General features: G+C 60.3%; 19 protein-coding genes and 1 tRNA gene. 10 read left to right on the top strand and 10 right to left on the bottom strand.

The window, feature by feature from the left end:
* Nucleotides 1-244: 244 nt before the first annotated feature.
* From SJY10_RS01830 to leuC, 7 genes are all read right to left on the bottom strand, one after another.
* Nucleotides 245-321: transfer RNA gene (locus SJY10_RS01830), tRNA-Pro, on the bottom strand.
* Nucleotides 322-365: 44 nt separating this feature from the next.
* Nucleotides 366-1,424 (bottom strand): DMT family transporter, encoded by a 1,059-nt coding sequence (locus SJY10_RS01825; protein WP_386679308.1) that lies wholly within the window; start codon nucleotides 1,422-1,424, stop codon nucleotides 366-368.
* Nucleotides 1,425-1,549: 125 nt separating this feature from the next.
* Entirely contained in the window at nucleotides 1,550-2,656 is a 1,107-nt protein-coding gene (gene leuB / locus SJY10_RS01820; RefSeq protein WP_386679307.1) for a 3-isopropylmalate dehydrogenase, read from the bottom strand.
* 70 nt (nucleotides 2,657-2,726) lie between these two features.
* Nucleotides 2,727-3,662 carry an endonuclease/exonuclease/phosphatase family protein gene (locus SJY10_RS01815; RefSeq protein WP_386684449.1) on the bottom strand — a complete coding sequence of 312 codons (936 nt, stop codon included), beginning with the start codon at nucleotides 3,660-3,662 and terminating at the stop codon, nucleotides 2,727-2,729.
* A gap of 89 nt (nucleotides 3,663-3,751) precedes the next feature.
* The gene (locus SJY10_RS01810; protein ID WP_386679306.1) at nucleotides 3,752-4,690 is read right to left on the bottom strand and encodes a hypothetical protein; all 939 of its coding nucleotides are present in this window, start codon (nucleotides 4,688-4,690) and stop codon (nucleotides 3,752-3,754) included.
* A 193-nt stretch (nucleotides 4,691-4,883) separates the two neighbouring features.
* Nucleotides 4,884-5,489 (bottom strand): 3-isopropylmalate dehydratase small subunit, encoded by a 606-nt coding sequence (gene leuD, locus SJY10_RS01805; protein ID WP_386679305.1) that lies wholly within the window; start codon nucleotides 5,487-5,489, stop codon nucleotides 4,884-4,886.
* Entirely contained in the window at nucleotides 5,489-6,892 is a 1,404-nt protein-coding gene (gene leuC, locus SJY10_RS01800; protein WP_386679304.1) for a 3-isopropylmalate dehydratase large subunit, read from the bottom strand. Before leuC ends, leuD begins: the two co-directional genes overlap by 1 nt.
* Before the next feature lie 295 nt (nucleotides 6,893-7,187).
* Here leuC and SJY10_RS01795 point away from each other — a divergent pair, with 295 nt between their 5' ends.
* The 6 genes from SJY10_RS01795 (at nucleotide 7,188) to SJY10_RS01770 (ending at nucleotide 11,712) form a co-directional block, all read left to right on the top strand.
* A complete protein-coding gene (locus SJY10_RS01795) occupies nucleotides 7,188-8,594 on the top strand; it encodes a mechanosensitive ion channel family protein (RefSeq protein ID WP_386679303.1) in 1,407 nt (468 codons plus the stop codon).
* A gap of 172 nt (nucleotides 8,595-8,766) precedes the next feature.
* Nucleotides 8,767-9,246 (top strand): ribosome silencing factor, encoded by a 480-nt coding sequence (rsfS, locus tag SJY10_RS01790; protein ID WP_386679302.1) that lies wholly within the window; start codon nucleotides 8,767-8,769, stop codon nucleotides 9,244-9,246.
* Nucleotides 9,246-9,716 (top strand): 23S rRNA (pseudouridine(1915)-N(3))-methyltransferase RlmH, encoded by a 471-nt coding sequence (gene rlmH / locus SJY10_RS01785; protein WP_386679301.1) that lies wholly within the window; start codon nucleotides 9,246-9,248, stop codon nucleotides 9,714-9,716. Before rsfS ends, rlmH begins: the two co-directional genes overlap by 1 nt.
* Before the next feature lie 245 nt (nucleotides 9,717-9,961).
* On the top strand, nucleotides 9,962-10,873 hold the full coding sequence (locus SJY10_RS01780) for a tetratricopeptide repeat protein (protein ID WP_386679300.1): 912 nt from the start codon (nucleotides 9,962-9,964) through the stop codon (nucleotides 10,871-10,873).
* Nucleotides 10,874-10,903: 30 nt separating this feature from the next.
* On the top strand, nucleotides 10,904-11,539 hold the full coding sequence (locus tag SJY10_RS01775; RefSeq protein ID WP_386679299.1) for an LON peptidase substrate-binding domain-containing protein: 636 nt from the start codon (nucleotides 10,904-10,906) through the stop codon (nucleotides 11,537-11,539).
* Nucleotides 11,536-11,712 carry a Trm112 family protein gene (locus SJY10_RS01770; RefSeq protein WP_386679298.1) on the top strand — a complete coding sequence of 59 codons (177 nt, stop codon included), beginning with the start codon at nucleotides 11,536-11,538 and terminating at the stop codon, nucleotides 11,710-11,712. The genes SJY10_RS01775 and SJY10_RS01770 overlap by 4 nt, the downstream gene beginning before the upstream one ends.
* Here SJY10_RS01770 and SJY10_RS01765 read toward each other — a convergent pair.
* Entirely contained in the window at nucleotides 11,709-12,956 is a 1,248-nt protein-coding gene (locus tag SJY10_RS01765; protein ID WP_386684447.1) for a UbiH/UbiF/VisC/COQ6 family ubiquinone biosynthesis hydroxylase, read from the bottom strand. The genes SJY10_RS01770 and SJY10_RS01765 overlap by 4 nt on opposite strands.
* 46 nt (nucleotides 12,957-13,002) lie before the next feature.
* Here SJY10_RS01765 and SJY10_RS01760 point away from each other — a divergent pair, with 46 nt between their 5' ends.
* From SJY10_RS01760 to SJY10_RS01745, 4 genes are all read left to right on the top strand, one after another.
* A complete protein-coding gene (locus SJY10_RS01760; RefSeq protein ID WP_386679297.1) occupies nucleotides 13,003-14,331 on the top strand; it encodes an amidase in 1,329 nt (442 codons plus the stop codon).
* Between the two features lie 131 nt (nucleotides 14,332-14,462).
* Complete coding sequence (locus SJY10_RS01755) at nucleotides 14,463-15,641, top strand: aminotransferase class I/II-fold pyridoxal phosphate-dependent enzyme (RefSeq protein ID WP_386679296.1); 1,179 nt, start codon at nucleotides 14,463-14,465, stop codon at nucleotides 15,639-15,641.
* Between the two features lie 11 nt (nucleotides 15,642-15,652).
* On the top strand, nucleotides 15,653-18,709 hold the full coding sequence (locus SJY10_RS01750) for a DNA translocase FtsK (protein WP_386679295.1): 3,057 nt from the start codon (nucleotides 15,653-15,655) through the stop codon (nucleotides 18,707-18,709).
* A gap of 146 nt (nucleotides 18,710-18,855) precedes the next feature.
* Nucleotides 18,856-19,677 carry a bifunctional allantoicase/(S)-ureidoglycine aminohydrolase gene (locus SJY10_RS01745; RefSeq protein ID WP_386679294.1) on the top strand — a complete coding sequence of 274 codons (822 nt, stop codon included), beginning with the start codon at nucleotides 18,856-18,858 and terminating at the stop codon, nucleotides 19,675-19,677.
* A gap of 58 nt (nucleotides 19,678-19,735) precedes the next feature.
* Here SJY10_RS01745 and SJY10_RS01740 read toward each other — a convergent pair whose 3' ends face one another.
* Nucleotides 19,736-20,218: an ureidoglycolate lyase gene (locus SJY10_RS01740; protein WP_386679293.1), complete on the bottom strand. Its 483-nt coding sequence runs from the start codon at nucleotides 20,216-20,218 to the stop codon at nucleotides 19,736-19,738.
* Nucleotides 20,215-21,618 carry an allantoinase PuuE gene (gene puuE, locus SJY10_RS01735; RefSeq protein ID WP_386679292.1) on the bottom strand — a complete coding sequence of 468 codons (1,404 nt, stop codon included), beginning with the start codon at nucleotides 21,616-21,618 and terminating at the stop codon, nucleotides 20,215-20,217. Before puuE ends, SJY10_RS01740 begins: the two co-directional genes overlap by 4 nt.
* Nucleotides 21,619-21,629 lie beyond the last annotated feature (11 nt).

Genomic DNA, 21,629 nt, shown 5'->3' with positions numbered 1-21,629 from the left:
ATCCAAATACGCGAAATACCCACGCGGCACGAAGCGTGCACCTGCCAAGCGGGCTATCTTGCCCCCATCCGAAAGTGCGCGGTCCTGCTTTCGTATTTTCGAAAGCGTGCCAACATATTGACTTTAAATCGAACCTAACCAGCCGCGTCACGCCCTGCGCATGAAGCTGCAGGCACTGCAGCACAAGCACCAAGCTTGCCAATACAAAGGGCATTTGGCGTAGCGTTCAAAAATGTTCAGATACTGGTCGGGCTGAGAGGATTCGAACCTCCGACCCCCTGCTCCCGAAGCAGGTGCGCTACCAGGCTGCGCTACAGCCCGACCGTGGCGGCGTCATAACGCTGCTAAAGGCGTTTGCCAAGTCCTCAATCGCTGTCTTTGCGCCGTGGTTCTGCCACGGGCGGGACACGCCCTGGCAAACCACGCAGATGCGGCCGCGCGCCGGCAGATGGGGCGGACTGGGGCACAATGCGCGGCTCTGCCGCTGTCTTTTCCATCTCGCGCGGGCGGGGGCGCAGAAACGTTCCCGTCTCAAACCGTGCACGGGTGCGTAGCACAGGCGTGCCGCTTTCTGTCGACCGGCTTTCGCGCAGCACGATATAAAGGCCAGAGGCGATGATGATACTGGCGCCCAGGATGGTCGCACCGTCGGGCGTTTCGCCAAAAAACAACATGCCATAGGCCGTGGCCCACAGGATCTGGCTGTATTGCATCGGTGCGACAATAACGGCCTCGCCGGATTTATAGGCCGCAATCACCAGCAGGCCCGCGATAAACGCAAAGACAGAGATGACGGCAAGCATCCCGATATGTTCGATTGGCATCGGCTGATAGACAAACACCAGTGCAATTCCCATGACGACAAAATTGCCAAGCATCGGGAATAGCATCAACACCACCGGGCGTTCATCCGCGCCGATTTTTCGCACGATAATCGATCCCAAAGACCCGCCAATTGCCGACAGCAGGGCCGCGGCGTGACCCAGTTCCAGCTCTGTGCTACCAGGGCGCAGTACGACCAGAACACCGATAAGCCCAACGATAACCGCCAATCCGCGGCGCAGGCGGACGGTTTCGCCCAGCAGCGGTACTGCAAGGATGGTGATCAGCAAGGGCGACGCGAACAAGATTGCGTAGACTTGTGCCAGCGGAAGCACCGTAAAAGCATAAAATGCGCAAAATCCGGTAACAACCGCCGCTAACGTACGCAGCAGCATCCACCAGGGATGCTTTGGCAGCAATGTGCCCGGCGTGGCGTCCCGCATTAACGAAACGGTCGCCAGCGGGAACGCCAGCAGTACCGAGAAGAACACGATCTGGATCGGGGAATAGCTGCCGCCAAGCACCTTGATAAAGACATCGTGGGTCGCAAAGATAGCAAAGGCAAGCAGGGCGAGCAGGGCGCCGCGGGCGTTGGATGACATAAGTGGGTCCTCGTTCGGCTGCACATCGGAACGCAACCTTGGTCGACCCTGCACCGCAGAAGGTCAAGACAGCTATGACACAGGGCGGCGATCCTTGCCGCCCTGCCAATTTTTTCAGCAGTCGATTACAGGCTGGCGTCCAGCGCCGCCAAGATTGCATCGCCCATTTGCGTGGTGCTGATCGGCGATCCGCCTTCCGGCCCCAGCAAATCAGCCGTGCGGGCACCATCGGCCAGCACTTTTTCTACTGCAGCTTCCAGACGGTCAGCCTCTGCGCCGGCGTCAAAGCTGTAGCGCAGCGCCATAGCAAAGCTAAGGATGCAGGCAATCGGGTTAGCCTTGCCTTGCCCGGTAATGTCGGGGGCAGAGCCGTGTACCGGCTCGTACAGTGCCTTCGGGCGACCATTGGCCATGGGCTGACCCAGCGACGCGGATGGCAACATACCAAGCGAGCCTGTCAGCATAGCGGCTGCGTCAGACAGCAAATCGCCAAACAGGTTGTCGGTCACAATGACGTCGAACTGCTTGGGGTTGCGTACAAGCTGCATCGCGCCGTTATCGGCGTACATGTGCGACAGCTCGACGTCGGAATATTCCTTTTCGTGAATTTCGGTCACGACCTGCCGCCACAGCACGCCGGATTCCATCACGTTGGCCTTTTCCATCGAGCACACGCGATTATTGCGGCGACGGGCCAGCTCGAATGCCGACCGTGCGACACGTGCAATTTCGGACTCGGTATAGCGTTGGGTGTTCACGCCGACGCGCTCGTTGCCTTCGACATGGATGCCGCGCGGTTCGCCGAAATAGACACCAGAGGTCAGCTCGCGCACGATCATGATGTCCAGACCGGCCACGATGTCACGCTTCAGCGATGAAAAGTCGGCCAGCGCGTCAAAGCACTGCGCCGGACGCAGGTTGGAAAACAAATCCATTTCCTTGCGCAGGCGCAGCAAGCCACGCTCTGGCTTTACGCTGAAATCCAAATCGTCGTACTTGGGACCGCCAACAGCGCCCAGCAACACGGCGTCTACTTCTTGTGCCTTCGCCATGGTGTCGTCGTGCAGCGGCGTGCCGTGCTTGTCATAGGCGCAGCCGCCGACCAGGTCTTCGGTGACGTCGAATGGCATATCGCGTTTGTCACCATACCAGGTGATGATGCGCTTTACTTCGTTCATGACTTCGGGGCCGATGCCGTCACCGGCGAGGATCAGAAGGGATGGGTTCGACATGGAATACGTCCTTGACTGCAAACGGGTTGACACCGCGTAACGCCAAGGCGGTGCGGTTTCAAGCCGCACCCTAGCGGCGCAGGTCGACCCAGACCAGACGATGCGGGCCTGCGGCCTCTGCAACCTTGGCATGAGGCGCATCCGGTTGGGGCCAAAATACCCCCGATCCCGTCAGGGTCCAGGTCGCCGCAGGCAGCACATAGCTAACCCGCAAATTGCCGGGAGCGCCATCCGGCCAATCAGCGGTATCAAGCGCCGGATCGCCGGAATGATCTGCGTCAGCCGCCGCAAGGCCTCCGCTACTGCGGGGCAGGGGGTCCGTCAGCCGCGGATCGGCCAGCATCGTCGCCATTGCGCCCCGCAAGCCATCGCCGTCCATGGGGTCAAGGTTGGCATTGCCAAGGATGACGAAGTCCTGCGGCGGAGCGCCGAAATCACCGTCCAGCACATGCGACCACAGCAACAGCTCGTCCCGGTTGCGCAAACCATTGCGATCCTCTGGTCCGTCAAACACCGGCGGCGTCGCGGAAAAGGCCATGAGGGTCACGGGGCCGTCCGGCGTTTGGACCGGCACAATCCAATGTCCTGTCGTGGACAGCCGCTGGATATTTGCAATATCGTCCGTCCACAGCGGCCCCTGTGGCAACGTGGCCCATGCCAGATCACGCCAGAGCAGCCCCGACAGATCCTGCACCACATTCGCGTCGACGGGCCAGCGTGACAGCAATGCCATGCCACTATCGCCGCTGAACAGGCCGTAGCCCTGCGCATCCCGCGCTTCGCCGGTGCGTCCGTTGCCGTCCAGATCCAGCCCCGTGGCCATGCCTGCGTTTGGCCGCAGCGCAAAGCTATGCGCAAACCCCATCCGATCGGCCAAGGCCTGCATGGTAAGGCCGTCCCGGTCGTAATCCACGTCGGTCAAAAGCAGGATATCGGGGGCAACTTGCGCTACTATCGCGGCAACAGCGTCGATCTGGTCGTCGGCCCGCCCCAGATCGCGCAGCAACAGGCCGGGGCCTTTGCGCCCCAATGGCGCAGCAAAGGTAGCGATGCGGATATCCTGTGCGCTGACCTGGCCGGCCAGCAGCGCGGCGATCAGACTGGCAGCAATCCCTCTGCCGCTGCGCGCGCGTATTCGCGTTTGCGCTGCACATGGATCATCTGCGCAACGCGCGACAAGGCGATGCCCCGCATCAACAGACTTGCCGGAAGAAAGGCCCATGCAGCAACCATCCAAATCAGGGTTTGCGGATCGTTCAAGACAATCGGTGTAAAAAGCAGGGACACCAGCTTGCCAAGGGCAGGAAATATGAACGGCAACAAAAAGCCAAGGATCAGATTGACTTGGCTATCCCGGTTCAACCGCTTCACCACGTCGCCGCCGGTGGTTGGATCGAACATGGGCAGATTGACCCAGACATTGAATGACCCACTGCGCTTGGGCCAATGATGAAACCGTAGCAGCACGCCAAAGATGGCAATGGACAGCAAGGACACCAGATAGGCCAGTCCGGCGGTGATCGAAATCAGATACAGAACGCGGCTGTCTGTGCCATCGGGCATCATCAGAACCATCAGTCTGACCGGCGAAAACGGAAAGTCCAGCGATCCGCCAATCCGTTCACCAAGCAACTGCATCAGCAGCGTCAGTGTCGACGGTGCCTCGTATCCACGCATAATAAGTGACAGCACCAGTACTGTTGCAAACAACGCGATGAACCGAAGCCGGTTGAACGGCGGCGCGCTGCGGAACTCGATAAAGCTGGGGCTTGCGACCGAATATTCGACGAAGGTGAAAACCGCGGCAAAGATCGCGACAAGCGCGACAATCTGAAGCCCGTCCTGACTTTGCAACGGCAGCAATATGGACGGAAGCGAAATCAGCGCAACCACGCAAAGCGCCCGCATTCCCGCCGCCGGGAGGGTCGAGTTTACAGTCATAGCGTCCTCTGCCCGGTCAGTCGCGATACGATGCCGCGCCTTTGTCCCGTTCTTTTCCCGCGATTGTATCTCGGGCTGCCTCTTTGTTGCCATGATTTTGCCCCGATTAAGATCGCTTCGCAACTATCTGTTAATTATCGGTAAATGCGCATGACATTTTTGCGGCAGGGGTGGTGCGGCTTTGCAACCTTTTTGCGTCGAACTTGGGGCAGGCTAGACGTGGACACAAAATATGGGGCCGGATTGCTCCGGCCCCATATGGCAGTGCATGGTTTTTACCGGCGTCTTAGACCCAAGGACGGGCCGCCGCTGCCTGCGCTTCAAAGGATTCGATGGACGCAGCTTTTTCCAGGGTCAGGCCGATATCGTCCAGACCGTTCATTAGGCAATGCTTCTTGAAGCTGTCGACCTCGAAGTTAAACACTTCGCCATCGGACGACGTGATGGTCTGCGCTTCCAGATCAATCTCGATCCGGGCATTGGACCCCTTTTCAGCATCCTTCATCAGCACGTCGACCTGCTCTTGCGGCAACGCGATAGGCAGAATGCCATTTTTGAAGCAGTTGTTGTAAAAGATGTCGGCATAGCTGGGCGCGATCACGCAGCGGATGCCAAAATCCTTGATCGCCCAAGGCGCATGTTCCCGCGACGATCCACAACCAAAGTTGTCGCCCGCTACCAGAATTTCCGCATCCCGGTACTGCGGCTTGTTCAGCACGAAGGACGGAATTTCGTTGCGGTCATCGTCATAGCGCATTTCGTCGAACAGGTTCACACCCAAGCCAGACCGCTTGATGGTCTTCAGGAACTGCTTGGGGATGATCATATCGGTGTCGATGTTGATCAGCGGCAAAGGTGCCGCGATGCCGCTTAATTTGTCGAACTTATCCATTACATCATCTCCCGAACGTCAGTGAGGTGGCCAGTGATTGCAGCAGCCGCAGCCATCGCGGGTGACATCAGGTGGGTACGACCGCCCCGGCCCTGACGGCCTTCAAAGTTGCGGTTGGACGTCGCAGCGCAACGCTCGCCCGGTGCCAACTGGTCGGGGTTCATCGCCAGACACATGGAACAGCCCGCCATGCGCCATTCAAAACCGGCGTCGATAAAGATCTGTGCCAGACCTTCTTCTTCGGCCTGTGCGCGAACCAGACCCGAACCCGGCACCACCATGGCGCGGGAAACGGCGATCTTCTTGCCCTTCAGGATTTCCGCAGCGGCACGCAGGTCTTCGATGCGGCCGTTGGTGCAGGACCCGATGAACACGGTGTCGATCTTGATATCGGTCAGTGGCATACCTGCCGTCAGGCCCATGTATTCGATGGACCGCTGGGCCGCATCCACCTTGCCGCCCTTAAAGTCGCTTGCGGAAGGCACGGTTGCCGTGATTGGCAGCACGTCCTCGGGGGAAGTGCCCCATGTGACGGATGGTGCGATGTCTTCGCCTTTGATCGTTACAACCTTGTCCCAATGCGCGTCGTCATCGGAATAAAGCGTCTTCCACCATGTCAGTGCGGCTTCCCACTGGGCGCCCTTGGGGGCGTGCGGGCGGCCGTTGCAATAGGCAAAGGTCTTTTCGTCAGGCGCGATCAGACCAGCGCGCGCGCCGCCTTCGATGGCCATGTTGCAGACGGTCATGCGGCCTTCCATCGACAGATCGCGGATCGCTTCGCCGCAATATTCGATGACATAACCAGTGCCGCCGGCGGTGCCTGTGACGCCGATCACGGACATGGTGATGTCCTTGGCCGTAACACCCGGGCGCAGCTTGCCCGTGATCTCGACCTTCATGTTCTTGGATTTCTTCTGGATCAACGTCTGGGTGGCCAGCACGTGTTCCACTTCCGATGTGCCGATCCCGTGTGCAAGAGAGCCGAACGCACCGTGAGTCGCCGTGTGACTGTCACCGCAGACGACGGTCATACCGGGAAGGGTCCAGCCTTGTTCCGGGCCGACGATGTGCACGATGCCCTGACGGACATCGGACACCGGGTAATAGTGGATGCCGAATTCCTTGGCGTTTGTATCAAGGGCCGCAACCTGAATACGGCTATCTTCGGTCATCGTGGCCGCATTGGCGCGGTCCAGCGTGGTCGGAACGTTGTGGTCCGGAACAGCAATCGTCTTCGACGGATCGTGCACAGTGCGGCCCGACATGCGCAGCCCTTCAAAGGCTTGCGGGCTGGTCACTTCGTGAACCAGATGGCGGTCGATGTACAAAAGGCAGGTGCCGTCTTCGGCTTCATGGGCGACGTGGGCATCCCAGATTTTATCGTAAAGCGTCTTGGGGGACATGTGTCCTCTCCCGTATAAAAGGTGTCGTGGATGGGCAGGCGTGATACGGGCGCAAAAGCGCCGCGCGCATCATAGATGAGCGAGGATCGTGCAGGTCGCGCCAAAAAACCGCCAGGGCAGCCGCGCGCGATCATCCATGTCGAATATCGGTTTCATGGGCGTCCAGATATACCTCTGCCGCGTTTGCCGCAAGTGTTCGCAGTGATGCCATATGGATTGTGTACAAGGCTTGCCGCTGGGCGGTTGTGCGTCCGCTTCGGCCTGTGCCATTCTGCTGGCAGCAAGGGATGGATCAATGGCGCTTCATGACGATTTATTGGATACCGGTCCTGACGCACCGCTAGGCGATGTTGTCGGCCTGTGGCAAGGGATCGTCGGGTCCATTGAATCTTATATGATGACGCTGTGGCGGCCCTGGGTCGGTTACCAGCTACTAATTGCGCTAGCGATTTTCGCGGTCGCCCACTTGCTGATGATGGCGCTGGCTCCGCGGTTACATGCCTGGATGCGCGCGCGTGAAGGCTGGCCGATGTGGCGGATCCGCTGGCTTGTCGTGCTGCACAAACGCCTGCGGGCCATCCTTTTTGTCGGTCTGATCTGGCTGGTCGTGATCGTCATGCGCGACGTGACGTGGAACAGCCGCAGCTATCAGCTGTCGATTATCGCAAATCTGGCGACGGCCTGGTTGGTCGTCGCGCTGACGACGCGGTTGATCGGTAACCCGATCCTGCGCAAGATTGTGCGTTACGGGGCCTGGGTCTGGGTGACGCTGTCGATCCTTGGGCAAACGGATACCTTTACGAACCTGCTGGACAACATCGCGTTTTCCATTGGCACGATGCGGATTTCGCTTTTGCTGGTGGTGCAGGCGGTCCTGATTATCGGGGTGTTGTGGATTGCCGCGCGGTTCATGTCCCACACGATGCGCAGCAAGATCGCGGGAAATGCCGATATCAGCCCTTCGATGCAGGTGCTGGCGGTAAAAGCGATGCAACTGCTGTTTTACGGCATGGCGGTTTTCATTGGTCTGAAAACCATCGGAATCGACCTGACGGGCCTGGCTGTGCTGTCAGGTGCCATCGGCGTTGGCCTTGGCTTTGGTTTGCAAAAGGTCGTGTCGAACCTTGTGTCAGGCATTATCCTTCTGCTGGACAAGTCGATCAAGCCCGGCGACGTGATCAGCCTTGGCGATACTTTTGGCTGGATTAACTCACTGGGCGCACGCTATGTCAGCATCACGACCCGTGACGGCAAAGAATACCTGATCCCGAACGAGGATCTGATCACCGGTCAGGTGGTCAATTGGTCCCATTCCAATGATTTTGTCCGGCTCGATATCTACTTTGGCACCGCGTATGGCGATAACCCCCACGACGTGCGCCGCATCGCGATCGAGGCGGCAATGGCCGTGCCCCGCGTGCTGGAAAGCAGGCCGGCCGTCTGCCACATCGTCGGCTTCGGTGACAGTTCAGTTGACTATATCCTGCGGTTCTGGATTTCCGACCCGACAGGCGGCCTGACCAACATCCGCGGCAATGTGTTTCTGGCGCTATGGGATGCCTTTGCTGCAAACGGCATCTCGATCCCGTTCCCCCAGCGCGAGGTGAAAGTCCTTGAAGGATCGCAGCTGCGCACAACGGCCGCATCTTCCGATTTGCGTGAAGATACGGCCGATGCGGGCCGGACGCCGATGCCCGACTAGGGCAGGGGCGGCGGTAAATGGCCACCGCCGGAAAGCCGGGGCAAACCCTGCTGCTGCAGCGTTTGCCGTGCGATCCACGCAGTTTGTCGTTGACACTTGCCGCGCCGCAGACTAGCGCGCGGCCTTCGGTCATTGAAATGACACCAAATCCGGCCTACGTTCGGATCAGGCCTTGCACCGGGGCCGTCCCGTCCGGTGCCTATCATCGGAGGACGATGCACTGTCTCTTTCCACCTCGGCAGCATCCGCTGCCAACACGGGAGCCCGCGCTGTGAAGGCGGCGGCTTCTTACGACAGCGACCAGCTGCTTGATGCAATCCTGAAATCGCTAGATGACGACAAAGCCGAGGAGGTTGTGAAAATCAATCTGCGCGGCAAGTCGGAAATGGGCGATTGGATGGTGATCGCATCTGGCCGGTCTACCCGCCAAGTTTCGGCAATGGCTGAGAAGCTGACGGAAAAGCTGAAAAGCGAATACGGCATTATCAGCAAGATCGAAGGCAAGGACATCGGCGACTGGGTCCTGATCGACACCGGCGATGTCATTGTTCACCTGTTCCGCCCCGAAGTCCGCGAATTTTATCAGCTGGAAAAAATGTGGACCCCGGGTGCGCAGGACGATCTGGCGATGGACCCGAACAAGGCCCCCTGATGCGCGTGCGTATCTGCGCCGTGGGCCGCCTGCGCGGCGGCCCCGAATCCGCGCTGATCACCGACTATCTGACCCGCTTTGACCGCACGGGCCGGGCGCTTGCGCTGGGTCCGGCGGAAATCATCGAAGTTGATGACCGCAAGGGCGGCGGCATGGCGGGTGAAGCGCCGTTGCTGGCCAAGGCCATTCCTGACGGTGCGCTGCTGTGCGTGTTGGATGAACGCGGTAAGGTGATGTCCTCCCCTGATTTTGCGAACCAGCTTGGCACATGGCGCGACCAGGGGCGGCAGGACGTTGCCTTTGTCATCGGCGGCGCTGATGGGATTGACCCGTCCTTGCGTGACCGCGCCGATGCGGCGATGTCATTCGGCAAAATGGTATGGCCTCATATGATGGTGCGCGTGATGCTGGCAGAGCAATTGTATCGCGCCGCGTCGATCCTAGCCGGATCACCCTACCACCGCGTTTGAAGGTGCCTCCGGCGGGAGTTTATCTTGACAGATGAAAGGGGGCGTCGCTTTGTGATGGTGCGGCGGCGGGTGTGCAAAGCGGCAGATTTGCGCGGCCTATGCAGCCGAAGCCGTCCTGGCGCGCGCCGAATTGATCGGGTCCATCGGCAAATCCGCAGTAGCGCTAGCGCGCTGTGCAATCCCCCCTTGGCCTTTGCCGCATGCGGGCACATATAAGTCATCAAACGGATGAAGGAGATCGATCTATGGACCTGCTCGGCGCCAAGACACCCACCCCCCAGGCGGGAAATATTATCGACGGCACAGATGCAACATTCATGGCCGAGGTTGTCGAAGCCTCAATGTCGGTGCCGGTGATTGTCGATTTCTGGGCCCCTTGGTGTGGTCCTTGCAAAACGCTTGGCCCTGCGATCGAAGCGGCGGTGACCAAAGCCGATGGCCGCGTCAAGCTGGTCAAGATCGATGTGGATGCCAACCCCGGCTATTCCGGACAGCTGCAGGTGCAGTCAATCCCGACGGTTTATGCTTTTTGGCAGGGTAAGCCTGTGGACGGTTTTCAAGGTGCGCTTCCGGGATCTGAAATTAACGCCTTTGTCGAAAAGATTGCCGCGCTTGCTGGCGAGCCTGACAATGGCCTGGCCGATGCCATCGCCGCTGCGCAGGAAATGCTGGACGAAGGTGCTGCTGCCGACGCTGCCGAAACCTTTGCGGCAATCCTGCAAGAGGACCCAAACAGCGCCCCCGCCTATGCCGGTCTTGTCAGTGCTTATCTGGCGCTTGATGATGTCGATCAAGCCGAGGCGATCCTGAACGGCGCCCCTGCGCAGATCAGCACCGACCCCGCGCTGGAGGCAGTTGCGGCACGCATTGCCCTGATGCGGGAGGCGGCGAATACCGGCCCATTGGCCGAGCTTGAGGCGCGTATTGCTGCGGATGAAAACGACCATCAGGCGCGTCTGGACCTTGCGACAGCCCTGCATGCCAAGGGGCGTAGCCAGGAGGCGGTTGATCATCTGCTGGACCTGTTTCGCCGGGACCGTGAATGGAACGACGGCGCGGCGAAAACGCAGCTTTTCAAGGTGTTTGATGCGCTTCCTGCCAAGGATCCGATCGTTCTGACCGGGCGGCGCAAACTTTCGTCGATGATATTTGCCTGATCGGTCTGGCGGGCTAACTGGAAGGTCATCATGAAAACAACTGACCTTCCAGATACCATTCCCGTGTTCCCGCTGCCGGGGGCCTTGCTGTTGCCTCGTGGCAAGTTGCCGTTGCATATTTTTGAACCGCGTTATCTTGCGATGGTTGAGGACGCGATGAAGACGCCGTCGCGCCTGATCGGGATGATCCAGCCCTATGACGCGCCAGGCAAGGCAGGCAAGCTGCACGGCATTGGCTGTGCTGGCCGCCTGACCGCGTTCAACGAAACCGAAGACGGGCGCTATATGATTACGCTGTCCGGCGTGTCCCGTTTTCGCGTGGTGGAAGAAGTTGAAGGCTTTACGCCCTATCGCCGCTTTCGCGTCAACTGGGCCGGCTTTGACCGCGACCTCGGCCCGGTCGAACGTGACCCTGACTTTGCCCGTGACGTGTTCATGGATGCCCTTTGCCGCTATTTTGATGATCAGGGCCTGAAAACCGATTGGGACCAGTTGGGAGAGGCAGAGGACGAGTTGCTGATTAATTCGCTTTCAATGCTTTGCCCTTTTCCGCCGGAAGATAAACAGGCTTTGCTGGAGGCACCAAGCTTGTCAACGCGGCGCGAAACCTTGATGACACTGATTGAATACGCCCTGCGCGGCGGCGATGACGAGGTGATGCAATGACTGAATTCGATCCACAAATGCTGGAATCACTGGTGTGCCCGCGCACCCAAGGCAGCCTGCGTTATGACGCTGCTGCGCAGGAGTTGATTAGCAAGTCCGCGCATTTGGCCTTCCCGATCCGCGACGGGATCCCTGTCATGCTGGTGGACGAGGCTCGCCAGATCGACGACTAGCGCATCAGGCGGGGCAGTTCGCCGTTCAGGCCGGCGGCCTCTCTGATAAAGCGGCGGCGTAGGCCGGGCACTGCATTGATGACGCCCATGCCCATGTCGCGCAGGCCGCGTAGCAGCGGGTTGTCATTCGAAAACAGGCGATTGAATGTGTCTGTCGCCACCGCAAGTCGGGTCGCATCGAACCGGCGCCAGACTTGGTAGCGTTCCAGCGCAACCGCGCTTCCGATATCTTCGCCCCGCATTTTCGCGTCTTCCAGCACCTGCGCCAAGGCTGCAACATCGCGCAGGCCGGCGTTCAGTCCCTGTCCTGCAATAGGGTGAATTCCGTGCGCCGCATCGCCAACCAGGGCCACACGCGGTGCGATCAGGCTATCGGCCAAGGTCAGGCCAAGCGGGTATGAAAATCGCTGCCCGACCAATGTAATCTTTCCTAGAAAAGACCCGAAAGCGGGTTTTAGAGCTTCTAGAAAACCGTCATCATCCAGCGCCAACACTTCCTTTGCGCGGCTGGATTGCTCGCTCCAGACGATAGAGCTGCGGTTGCCGGTCAGCGGCAGGATCGCAAGCGGCCCGCCAGGCATAAAGAACTGATGTGCAATACCGTCATGGGGCAGGGCGTGTTCGACGGCGCAAACAATTGCGGTTTGGCCGTAATCCCACCCCGTCCGCTTGATCCCCGCGCGCTGGGCGACGCCGCTGCTGCGCCCGTCGCAGCCGACAAGCAGACGCGCCGACAACACCTCATCATCGTCCAGTGTCACTTGAATGCCACCGCCGACGACCTGCTGCGTCATAACACGGTGGCCTGTCCGATGGGTAATCCGGTCCTGCGCCGCGATTGCATCCAGCAAGGCAGCGCGCAGGTGGCGGTCTTCGACCAGCCAGCCCATCGGGCCTTCTTCAATCTCAGTATGGTCGAAATGCATCATCCACGGGCTTGCGCCTTCGCCCGCGCGGCCGTCAGTCACCTTGATGTCCAGCATCGGTTGCGCGTCGCCTTTCAGCGCATCCCAGACCCCGACGCCCTGCAGCAGGCGCATCGACCCCAGCGCAATCGCATAGGATCGCCCGTCGAAATCGCGGGCGCGATGCGTATCTGGCGTTATCGCATCGACAATCGTAACCCGCAGTCCCGATTGCGCAGCGGCCAATGCCAGCACGGGGCCGTTCAGCCCGCCACCGACGATGATGATATCTGTCTGTTCCATACCCTGACATATGGCTGCGCGCGCGGGATTGTCCATGCGGTGCACGGTCGCTAGCGTGGCGAAAATATTGAAAGGGATCACGATGGACGACTGGCGCTGGATGACCGCAACCGCACTGGGGCAGAGGATTGCCGATGGCAGCATTGATCCGGTCGCCCTGACCGAAGTTTTTCTGGCTGCCATCGATACCCACGAACACCGCGACCGCATCTATGCCCGCGTGACTCCGGACCGCGCCCGTGCTGAAGCCCTGGCCGCAAGTCAGCGCGCAAAGGCCGGCCTGCGCCGTAGCCCCCTTGATGGTGTGCCGGTCAGTTGGAAGGACCTGTTTGATACCGCCGGTATAGGGACAGAGGCGGGCACCCGTCTGATGGCTGGCCGCATTCCAGACACTGACGCCGAAGTGCTGCGCAACGCAACCGCTGCGGGCCTCGTCTGTCTTGGCAAAACCCATCTGTCCGAAATCGCGTTTTCCGGCCTTGGCCTGAACCCGATGACGGCAACGTCGCCTAATGTAAACGACCCAGATGTCGTGCCGGGCGGATCGTCGTCAGGGGCTGCCGCTTCGGTTGCCTTTGGTCTTGCTGCCGCTGGAATAGGCTCTGATACGGGCGGATCGGTGCGTATTCCGTCGGCTTGGAATGATATCATCGGGTTCAAGACGACCCACGGTCGCCTGTCCTTGGCCGGGTCCGTTCCGCTGTGCGGCACTTTTGACACAGTCGGTCCACTGTGCCGATCAGTAGGCGATGCCGCCCTGCTGACCGCCGCGATGGAAGGCAGGACTGCCCCCGATCTGCGCGGCGCGGGTGGCCAACTGCGCCTTGCGATCCTTGACACCATCGCGATGGAGGATGTGCGCCAGCAGCCGCTTGAAGCCTTTACCGATGCGACAAACCGTCTGCGCAGTGCAGGGGCCGACATCACCCACATCGCCCTGCCGGACCTCGCGCAGGCCTTTGCCGCCTCTGCCGCGCTTTATACCGCCGACAGCTGGGCGTGGTGGCGCGACCGGATAGAGGCGAACCCGACCGCGATGTTCCCGCAAATCTATGCCCGCATCAGCGCGGGCCGCGATATTGGCGCGGCGGACTACATTGCCGCGTGGTCGATGCTGCGCGATTTGCGCAAGGCTTATGCCGCCGCGACCGCCTCTTTTGACGCTGTGATCATGCCGACTGCGGCGATCATGCCGCCAAATGTGGACCGATTGCTTAAAGACGACGACTACTACAAGGCGGAAAACCTGTTGGCTTTGCGCAACACGCGCGTGGCGAACCTAATGGACCTGCCCGCCGTTTCCCTGCCCACCGGCACCCCGTCCTGCGGGATCATGCTGTGCGGCCATACAGGACAGGACGACCGCCTTTTGCGCGTCGCCGCACAGGCAGAGGCAGCCTTGCAGCGCTAACCTATCAGGACCCAAAAGACACAAACACTGCCGTAGCCCTATTTTATGGGCCTGCCCCGCTGGACAGGCCCATCGCCCAACGTTTAACCTAGTGCCAAGCGGGGCGTTCATGATCCCGTAACGAGGCAGTGATGGAATACCCCAAGCGGTTTGCGAACCTTCCGGTTGCGACGTGGCCCCGACTCCGTGGGCTGCTGGATGCTGTCCAACCGGGCGGCGATCCTATCAACATGACCATCGGTGATCCGAAACACGCCATGCCATCCTTTCTGGCAGAGGCGATGACCGCGCAGATGGCAGGCTTCGGCAGCTATCCCAATAATGACGGCGCGCCGGCGTTGCTGGATGCGATCTCGCGCTGGGTTGCTCGCCGTTATGGCATCACTGTCACCGCCAATGAAATCATGTCCCTGAACGGCACACGCGAAGGGCTCTACAATGCCTCCATGGCGCTGTGCCCAGAGGTGAAGAACGGCCAGACGCCCGTCATCCTGACCCCGAACCCGTTTTATCAGGTCTACGCCGTTGCCGCGCTTTCTGTTGGGGCAGAGCCTGTTTATCTGCCCGCCACCGCAGAAACCGGTCACTTGCCAAACTTCGATGCGGTCCCTGCCGATGTGCTGGACCGCACCGCTATTGCCTATATCTGCTCGCCCGCGAACCCGCAGGGCGCCGTGGCAACCGAAGACTACTGGCGCAATCTGATCGCGCTGGCCGAAAAGCACGATTTTAAGATTTTCGCGGATGAATGCTATTCAGAAATCTATCGCGGCACGGCCCCCGTCGGCGCGCTGCAGGTTGCACAGGCGATGGGCGCAGATCCCGAACGCGTGGCCATCTTTCATTCGCTGTCCAAGCGGTCCAACCTTGCTGGTCTGCGGTCCGGCTTCTGCGCTTCCGGCCCCAAAAATATCGCAGCGATCCGCGCCCTGCGCGCCTACGCCGGTGCACCGCTGCCCGGCCCGATTCAGGCCGTTTCCGCGTTGGTCTGGGACGACGAAGATCACGTCACCGCCTCCCGCGCGCTTTATGCGGAAAAGTTCGACATCGCCGATCGCATCCTTGGCGACGTCCCCAACTATACCAGTCCAGAGGCTGGCTTTTTCCTCTGGCTCCCTGTGCCTGACGGCGAACAGGCGGCCCTGACCCTGTGGGCAAAAACAGGGGTGCGCACCCTTCCCGGTGCCTATCTGTCCCGCGACGTCAGCGGCTTTAACCCCGGCGCGGGTTTCATTCGGGTGGCCCTGTGCGGCCCCAAATCGGACGTAGAGCGCGGGCTGACCCGCCTGCGCGACACAGTTTACCAGTGAGGAACGGCAAAATGGCATCCTATCAGACCCGGCATCGTGACCCGCTTCTGGACAGCGAAACCCAGGCCGTTCTGGAACGCCGCAGCAAGGAATTGCTGGGCATCGGACTGATTGTCTTGGGCCTGCTGGCTGCGATGATCTGTTTTAGCTATTCGCCCACCGATCCGTCGTGGATTTCTGCCAGCGATGCGCCTGTTCAAAACTGGCTTGGCGTTTTCGGTGCCGCCACCGCTGCGCCGCTGATGATGATTGTAGGAAAAGGCATCTATGCCTTGCCCCTGATCCTGATTGCTTGGGGCACGCGCTTTGTGCTGCACCGCGGGTCAGAACGGGCGATTGGTCGCGTTATCTATATTCCCGTCGTGATCGCTGTAGCCGCTCTTTACGCTGCTTCCTTGCCGCGTGGTGACGCATGGCCCGCCAACTTTGGTATGGGCGGTCTGTTTGGCGATACCGTGCTCGGCATGGCACTGACGATTTTGCCGCTGGGCCCTGTCATTGGCGTCAAACTGCTGTCGCTGCTGCTGGGCGCTTTGACCGTGGCCGCCATGTGCTTTGCCCTTGGATTTACCCGTCCCGAACTGCGCACGGGCACCCAGTTTGTGCTGATGGGCACTGTGATGCTCTATGACATGATCCTGCGTATCGTTGGGCAGGGAACGGCGCGTGCCACGCAAGCTGCGACCGCTGCCCGCGGCACCGTCGCCGCGCGTATGGCTGACCGGGCCGATGCGCGCGCCAGCCGTGCCATGAAACCGCCCGTAGATGCAAAAGCCCGTGCCATTGCCGCCGTGCGCAGCCGCCCTGCCGCCGCCGCAGCACCCGCGATGGCCGCGACAACCGCCGCCGCAGGTGGCCGCAAGATGCCGCCGATTATCCGCGCCGACGGCTCTTATGACATGGCAGAACCCGCACCCCAGCCACACCCTGCGCCCGAAATGGCAGCGCCGCGCAAAATGCCCGGTCTTGGCAACCTGCTGCGCCGCAAAGAACCAGAGCCGGAACTGATCGAGGCAGATACCTTCGATCAGGACATCGAATCCCCGCCAGAGGACCGCGTGCGCAGCCGCATCACCGACGCCATCAAGGCGCGGGTCATGCCATCCGCGCCGGCAGAGCCGCATCCCGTCACCGGGGTCCGGATCGAACCTTCGCTGACAGCGGGCCGCCGTCCGCAGCCGTTGGTCCTGCCGGTCGTCCCCCCGCTATCCGCCGCCCCTGCGCCTGTGCTTCAGAACGAATGGCAGGATGACTGGCAGGATGACGAAGCCGAAATGCTGATCGATGACGAACCGATCGAACAGGACAACGCCGCCGCGCCGGTCGCTCCCGCGCCCGTTGCCGCACCGCCCGTCTATCAGCGCAGCGCCTTGCCGCGTAACGAAGCGGCCCCCCTGACCGCAGAGCCGCTTTTCGACCCCGAAGCGCGCCCCGCAATTCCCGCCGCCACCCCGCGCAAGGCGGTCGTGCAACACGGCATGCAGCGCGCTACCATGCCCAGCAAACAGGCCAAGGCAGAGGCACAACCCTCCCTCACCTTCGAGGAAAAATACGCCGGGTATGAACACCCGCCCCTGAACCTGCTGACCAACCCTTCAGAGGTGCAGCGCCACGTCCTGTCCGACGAAGCACTGGAAGAAAACGCACGCATGCTGGAATCTGTGCTGGATGACTACGGCGTAAAGGGCGAAATCGTCTCGGTCCGCCCCGGCCCGGTCGTTACCATGTACGAACTTGAACCCGCGCCCGGCCTCAAGGCATCCCGTGTCATTGGCCTTGCCGATGATATCGCCCGGTCCATGTCCGCCCTGTCTGCACGTGTATCCACGGTGCCGGGCCGCACTGTGATCGGCATCGAACTCCCGAACGAGAACCGCGAAAAGGTCGTCCTGCGCGAAATCATTTCAGCCCGCGATTTCGGTGACAGCAACATGAAACTGCCCCTTGCGCTGGGCAAGGATATCGGCGGCCAGCCAATCGTCGCCAACCTAGCGAAAATGCCCCACCTGCTGATCGCTGGTACCACGGGTTCGGGTAAATCGGTTGCCATTAACACCATGATCCTGTCGCTGCTGTACAAGCTGACGCCCGAAGAATGCCGGATGATTATGATCGATCCCAAGATGCTGGAACTCAGCGTCTACGACGGCATCCCGCACCTGCTGTCCCCGGTTGTGACAGACCCTAAAAAAGCTGTTGTGGCTCTGAAATGGGTCGTTGGCGAAATGGAAGAACGCTATCGCAAAATGTCCAAAATGGGCGTGCGCAACATCGACGGCTACAACGGCCGCGTAAAAGAGGCGCTCGCCAACGACGAAATGTTCAGCCGCACCGTGCAAACTGGTTTCGACGATGAAACCGGTGAGCCGGTTTTCGAAACCGACGAATTCAAGCCCGTCGTGCTGCCCTATATTGTCGTCATCGTGGACGAGATGGCCGACCTGATGATGGTCGCCGGCAAGGAAATCGAAGCCTGCATCCAGCGCCTTGCCCAGATGGCCCGTGCCTCTGGCATCCACCTGATCATGGCGACGCAGCGCCCGTCCGTCGACGTCATCACCGGTACGATCAAGGCAAACTTTCCCACCCGGATCTCTTTTCAGGTGACATCCAAGATCGACTCCCGCACCATCCTTGGTGAAATGGGTGCCGAACAACTGCTCGGCATGGGTGACATGCTTTACATGGCAGGCGGATCAAAGGTGACCCGCGTCCATGGCCCGTTCTGTTCGGACGAAGAAGTCGAAGAAATCGTCAACTACCTCAAAAGCTTCGGCCCGCCCGAATATATGTCCGGTGTGATCGAAGGCCCGGACGAAGACACCGAAAGCTCTATCGACGCAGTCCTGGGCCTTGCTGACGGCTCTGACTTGGAAAACGCGCTTTATGACACAGCGGTCGCCATCGTAATCAAGGATCGCAAGTGTTCGACCTCTTACATCCAGCGTAAACTGGCGATTGGCTACAACAAGGCCGCACGCTTGGTTGAACAGATGGAAGATCAGGGCGTCGTCAGCGCAGCCAACCACGTTGGTAAACGCGAAATTCTGGTTCCGGAACAGCACTGACCGCGTCCCATTCTTCTGGTTAAAAATATCCTCGGGGGGGCCGCATCGCGGCGGGGGGCAGACAGCCCCCCTCCCCCCTTTGCCATGTGCGCCGAAACCGTATCTAAAGATCCGGACCGATCATTCGGGCCCAAAGGATCAAGGATATGACCGACTATTACACCCCTACTGGCGGGTTGCCGCCGCAGACTGACCTTTTGACGGATCGCGCGGTGTTCACCGATGCCTATGCCGTCATTCCAAAAGGCACGCTGCGCGACATCACCACCAGCTTTTTGCCGGGTTGGGACAAGATGCGCATGTGGGTCATCGCGCGCCCGCTGTCAGGCTTTGCCGAAACCTTTAGTCATTACATTACCGAAGTCGCCCCCGGTGGCGGCAGCACATCGCCCGAAACAGACCCGCAGGCCCAGGCCGTACTGTTTGTCGTGTCCGGCAATGCAGAACTGACGATAGGGGATCAAACTCATTTGCTGTTTCCCGGCTCCTACGCTTATCTGCCCGCCGGCTGCGACTGGCACTTTGCTAATGATCATGATGCGCCCTGCACATTTCACTGGATACGCAAGACCTATGTGCCTGCACCGGGCCTGCCCGCGCCTGATCCCTTCGTCACGCAGGTCAGCGATGCGACCACCGTGGAAATGGAAGGCACGAATGGCGCATGGTCCACGACCCGCTTTGTCAGCCCGGCCGATCTGTCCCATGACATGCACGTCAATATCGTGAACTTTCAGCCCGGCGGCGCGATACCGTTTATGGAAACCCATGTGATGGAGCACGGGCTTTATGTGCTGGAAGGCAAGGCCGTTTACCGGCTCAACGCCGACTGGGTCGAGGTCGAGGCCGGCGACTACATGTGGCTACGCGCCTTTTGCCCGCAGGCTTGCTATGCAGGTGGTCCGGGGCCGTTCCGCTATTTGCTATATAAGGATGTGAACCGGCACATGCCGCTGGGGCTGCGCTAGACCGCATAGGGCGGAGGGGGCTGTCTGCCCCCGCGCTTCGCGCCCCCCGAGGATATTTTTAACCAGAAGAAAGTTGGACCGTGAAGGGGGGCACGGTCTGTTCTTGCAGGTTTGCACCGCCGCCGATGCGGTCCACCACCGCGAATAGGCCGGGGGCGTGCAAAGGGGTCAGGACGCCGTGCCAGGTGCCGCGGTGCAGATTGATCGCCTGGCCGGGTTCAGTGATGAAAGCCTGCGGCCTGCCGGGGGTGCCGTTCTGATCGGGGGCGACAATGATCAAGAACGGATGCTCTGTCATCGGGATAAAGGCTTGTGATCCATCCGGATGTCGTTCCAGCAGGTCGCAGGTGTAGGGCAGGGAGCGGGGCTGCGCATTGAAAATGCTGATGCCTGCGCGGCCATCGCTGAAATCCATCTGCGCCCGGTCGTGATAGCGCCCGCATAGGCCTGCATTGATCAGCTTGTCAGGCGCGCCGCGCGCTTCCAGCACGTCGCCAAAGGGCGCAAAGTTTGCGGCGGTCAGAGGCTGCGCGATGATCACATTATGGCCTGCAAACGCAAAGCGGCAATCCGTTCGACCTGGGAACAGGCCGTTGCGAACTCTTCCTCGAGCGAGTTTTGCAGGCGCGCCTCGAATGCCCGCAGAATGCTGTCCTTGGTATGGTCGCGCACGGCAATGATAAAGGGAAAGCCGAACTTTGCCACATAGGCGGCATTGGCTTTCTGGAATGTATCGCGTTCTTCGTCCGTCAGTGCATCAAGTCCGGCAGAGGCTTGCTCTGCGGTGCTGTCCTGTGTCAGCCGCTGTGCTGCTGCCAGTTTGCCTGCAAGGTCGGGGTGGGCGCGTAGCACCTTCAGGCGATCCGCTGTCGCGGATGACCGAAATGCGCGGGCGAGTGCATTGCCGATACCAATAGCGCTGTCATGCGCTGGTCCCAGCTCCATTCCGTGCGCCCGTTCTGCCACCCAGGCAGAGTGTTCGTAGATGCCACCGAATTTGGCGACAAAATCCGCCTTGGCCATCTGGCTGGGGCGATCCCACCGGACGTGCGGGTGATGGGTGCGCCAGTGGTCTGCGATCTGTGCGCGGGTTGCAAACCAGACGCTATCATGAGTGCGAACGTAGTCGATGAACTTGTGCAGCGCCTCTATCCGGCCGGGGCGACCGACCAGACGGCAGTGTAGTCCGACCGACATCATTTTCGCCTGACCTTCGACGCCTTCGCGGTACAGCGCATCGAACGTGGCGCACAGGTAGTCATAGAATTGATCGCCGGCGTTAAAGCCTTGCGGCGTGGCAAAGCGCATGTCGTTGCAATCCAGCGTATAGGGCACAACCAGTTGGTCCCTTGCACCGATTTCCATCCAGTAGGGCAGATCATCCGCATAGCTGTCTGCGATGTAGTCGAACCCTTCTTCAGCTGCTAATCGAACCGAGTTGATTGATGCGCGCCCCTGATAGAACCCGCGAGGGCGTTCGCCTGTCACTTCGGTATGCATCCGGATCGCGCGCTGGATATGGGCGCGCTCTGTTTCCTCGTGGGCGTCTTTGTATTCGATCCATTTCAAACCGTGGGATGCGATTTCCCACGGCGCGTCCTGCATCGCAGCGACCTGATCCGGGCTGCGCGCCATCGCGGTGGCAACGCCGAACACGGTAATCGGCAGATCCTTCAGCAGCCGGTGCAGCCGCCAGAACCCGGCCCGCGCGCCGTATTCATAGATGGTTTCCATGTTCCAGTGCCGCTGACCCGGCCAGGCCGCCGCGCCGACGATTTCCGACAGGAATGCCTCTGACGCTGCATCGCCGTGCAAAATGTTGTTTTCACCACCTTCTTCGTAGTTCAAAACGATCTGAACTGCGATTTTGGCATCGTTTGGCCACATCGGGTCTGGCGTTTGGGCACCATAGCCGATCATGTCGCGGGGATAGCGGGTCATCTTGGGTCTTT

The sequence above is a fragment of the Loktanella sp. R86503 genome (assembly GCF_042466455.1).
Lineage (GTDB): Bacteria > Pseudomonadota > Alphaproteobacteria > Rhodobacterales > Rhodobacteraceae > Loktanella.
Note: the sequence above shows the minus strand (reverse complement) of the source record. Positions and strands in the feature narration are given on the sequence as shown.

Bases quoted from the DNA above. Each gene is read 5' to 3' on its own strand.
- rlmH (WP_386679301.1), top strand. From the start codon at position 9,246: ATGCGCGTGCGTATCTGCGCCGTGGGCCGCCTGCGCGGCGGCCCCGAA.
- SJY10_RS01750 (WP_386679295.1), top strand. From the start codon at position 15,653: ATGGCATCCTATCAGACCCGGCATCGTGACCCGCTTCTGGACAGCGAA.
- SJY10_RS01795 (WP_386679303.1), top strand. From the start codon at position 7,188: ATGGCGCTTCATGACGATTTATTGGATACCGGTCCTGACGCACCGCTA.
- SJY10_RS01755 (WP_386679296.1), top strand. From the start codon at position 14,463: ATGGAATACCCCAAGCGGTTTGCGAACCTTCCGGTTGCGACGTGGCCC.
- SJY10_RS01825 (WP_386679308.1), bottom strand. From the start codon at position 1,424: ATGTCATCCAACGCCCGCGGCGCCCTGCTCGCCCTGCTTGCCTTTGCT.
- SJY10_RS01765 (WP_386684447.1), bottom strand. From the start codon at position 12,956: ATGGACAATCCCGCGCGCGCAGCCATATGTCAGGGTATGGAACAGACA.
- SJY10_RS01780 (WP_386679300.1), top strand. From the start codon at position 9,962: ATGGACCTGCTCGGCGCCAAGACACCCACCCCCCAGGCGGGAAATATT.
- leuD (WP_386679305.1), bottom strand. From the start codon at position 5,489: ATGGATAAGTTCGACAAATTAAGCGGCATCGCGGCACCTTTGCCGCTG.
- SJY10_RS01770 (WP_386679298.1), top strand. From the start codon at position 11,536: ATGACTGAATTCGATCCACAAATGCTGGAATCACTGGTGTGCCCGCGC.
- puuE (WP_386679292.1), bottom strand. From the start codon at position 21,618: ATGACCCGCTATCCCCGCGACATGATCGGCTATGGTGCCCAAACGCCA.
- leuC (WP_386679304.1), bottom strand. From the start codon at position 6,892: ATGTCCCCCAAGACGCTTTACGATAAAATCTGGGATGCCCACGTCGCC.
- SJY10_RS01775 (WP_386679299.1), top strand. From the start codon at position 10,904: ATGAAAACAACTGACCTTCCAGATACCATTCCCGTGTTCCCGCTGCCG.
- SJY10_RS01745 (WP_386679294.1), top strand. From the start codon at position 18,856: ATGACCGACTATTACACCCCTACTGGCGGGTTGCCGCCGCAGACTGAC.
- SJY10_RS01760 (WP_386679297.1), top strand. From the start codon at position 13,003: ATGGACGACTGGCGCTGGATGACCGCAACCGCACTGGGGCAGAGGATT.
- leuB (WP_386679307.1), bottom strand. From the start codon at position 2,656: ATGTCGAACCCATCCCTTCTGATCCTCGCCGGTGACGGCATCGGCCCC.
- SJY10_RS01810 (WP_386679306.1), bottom strand. From the start codon at position 4,690: ATGGCAACAAAGAGGCAGCCCGAGATACAATCGCGGGAAAAGAACGGG.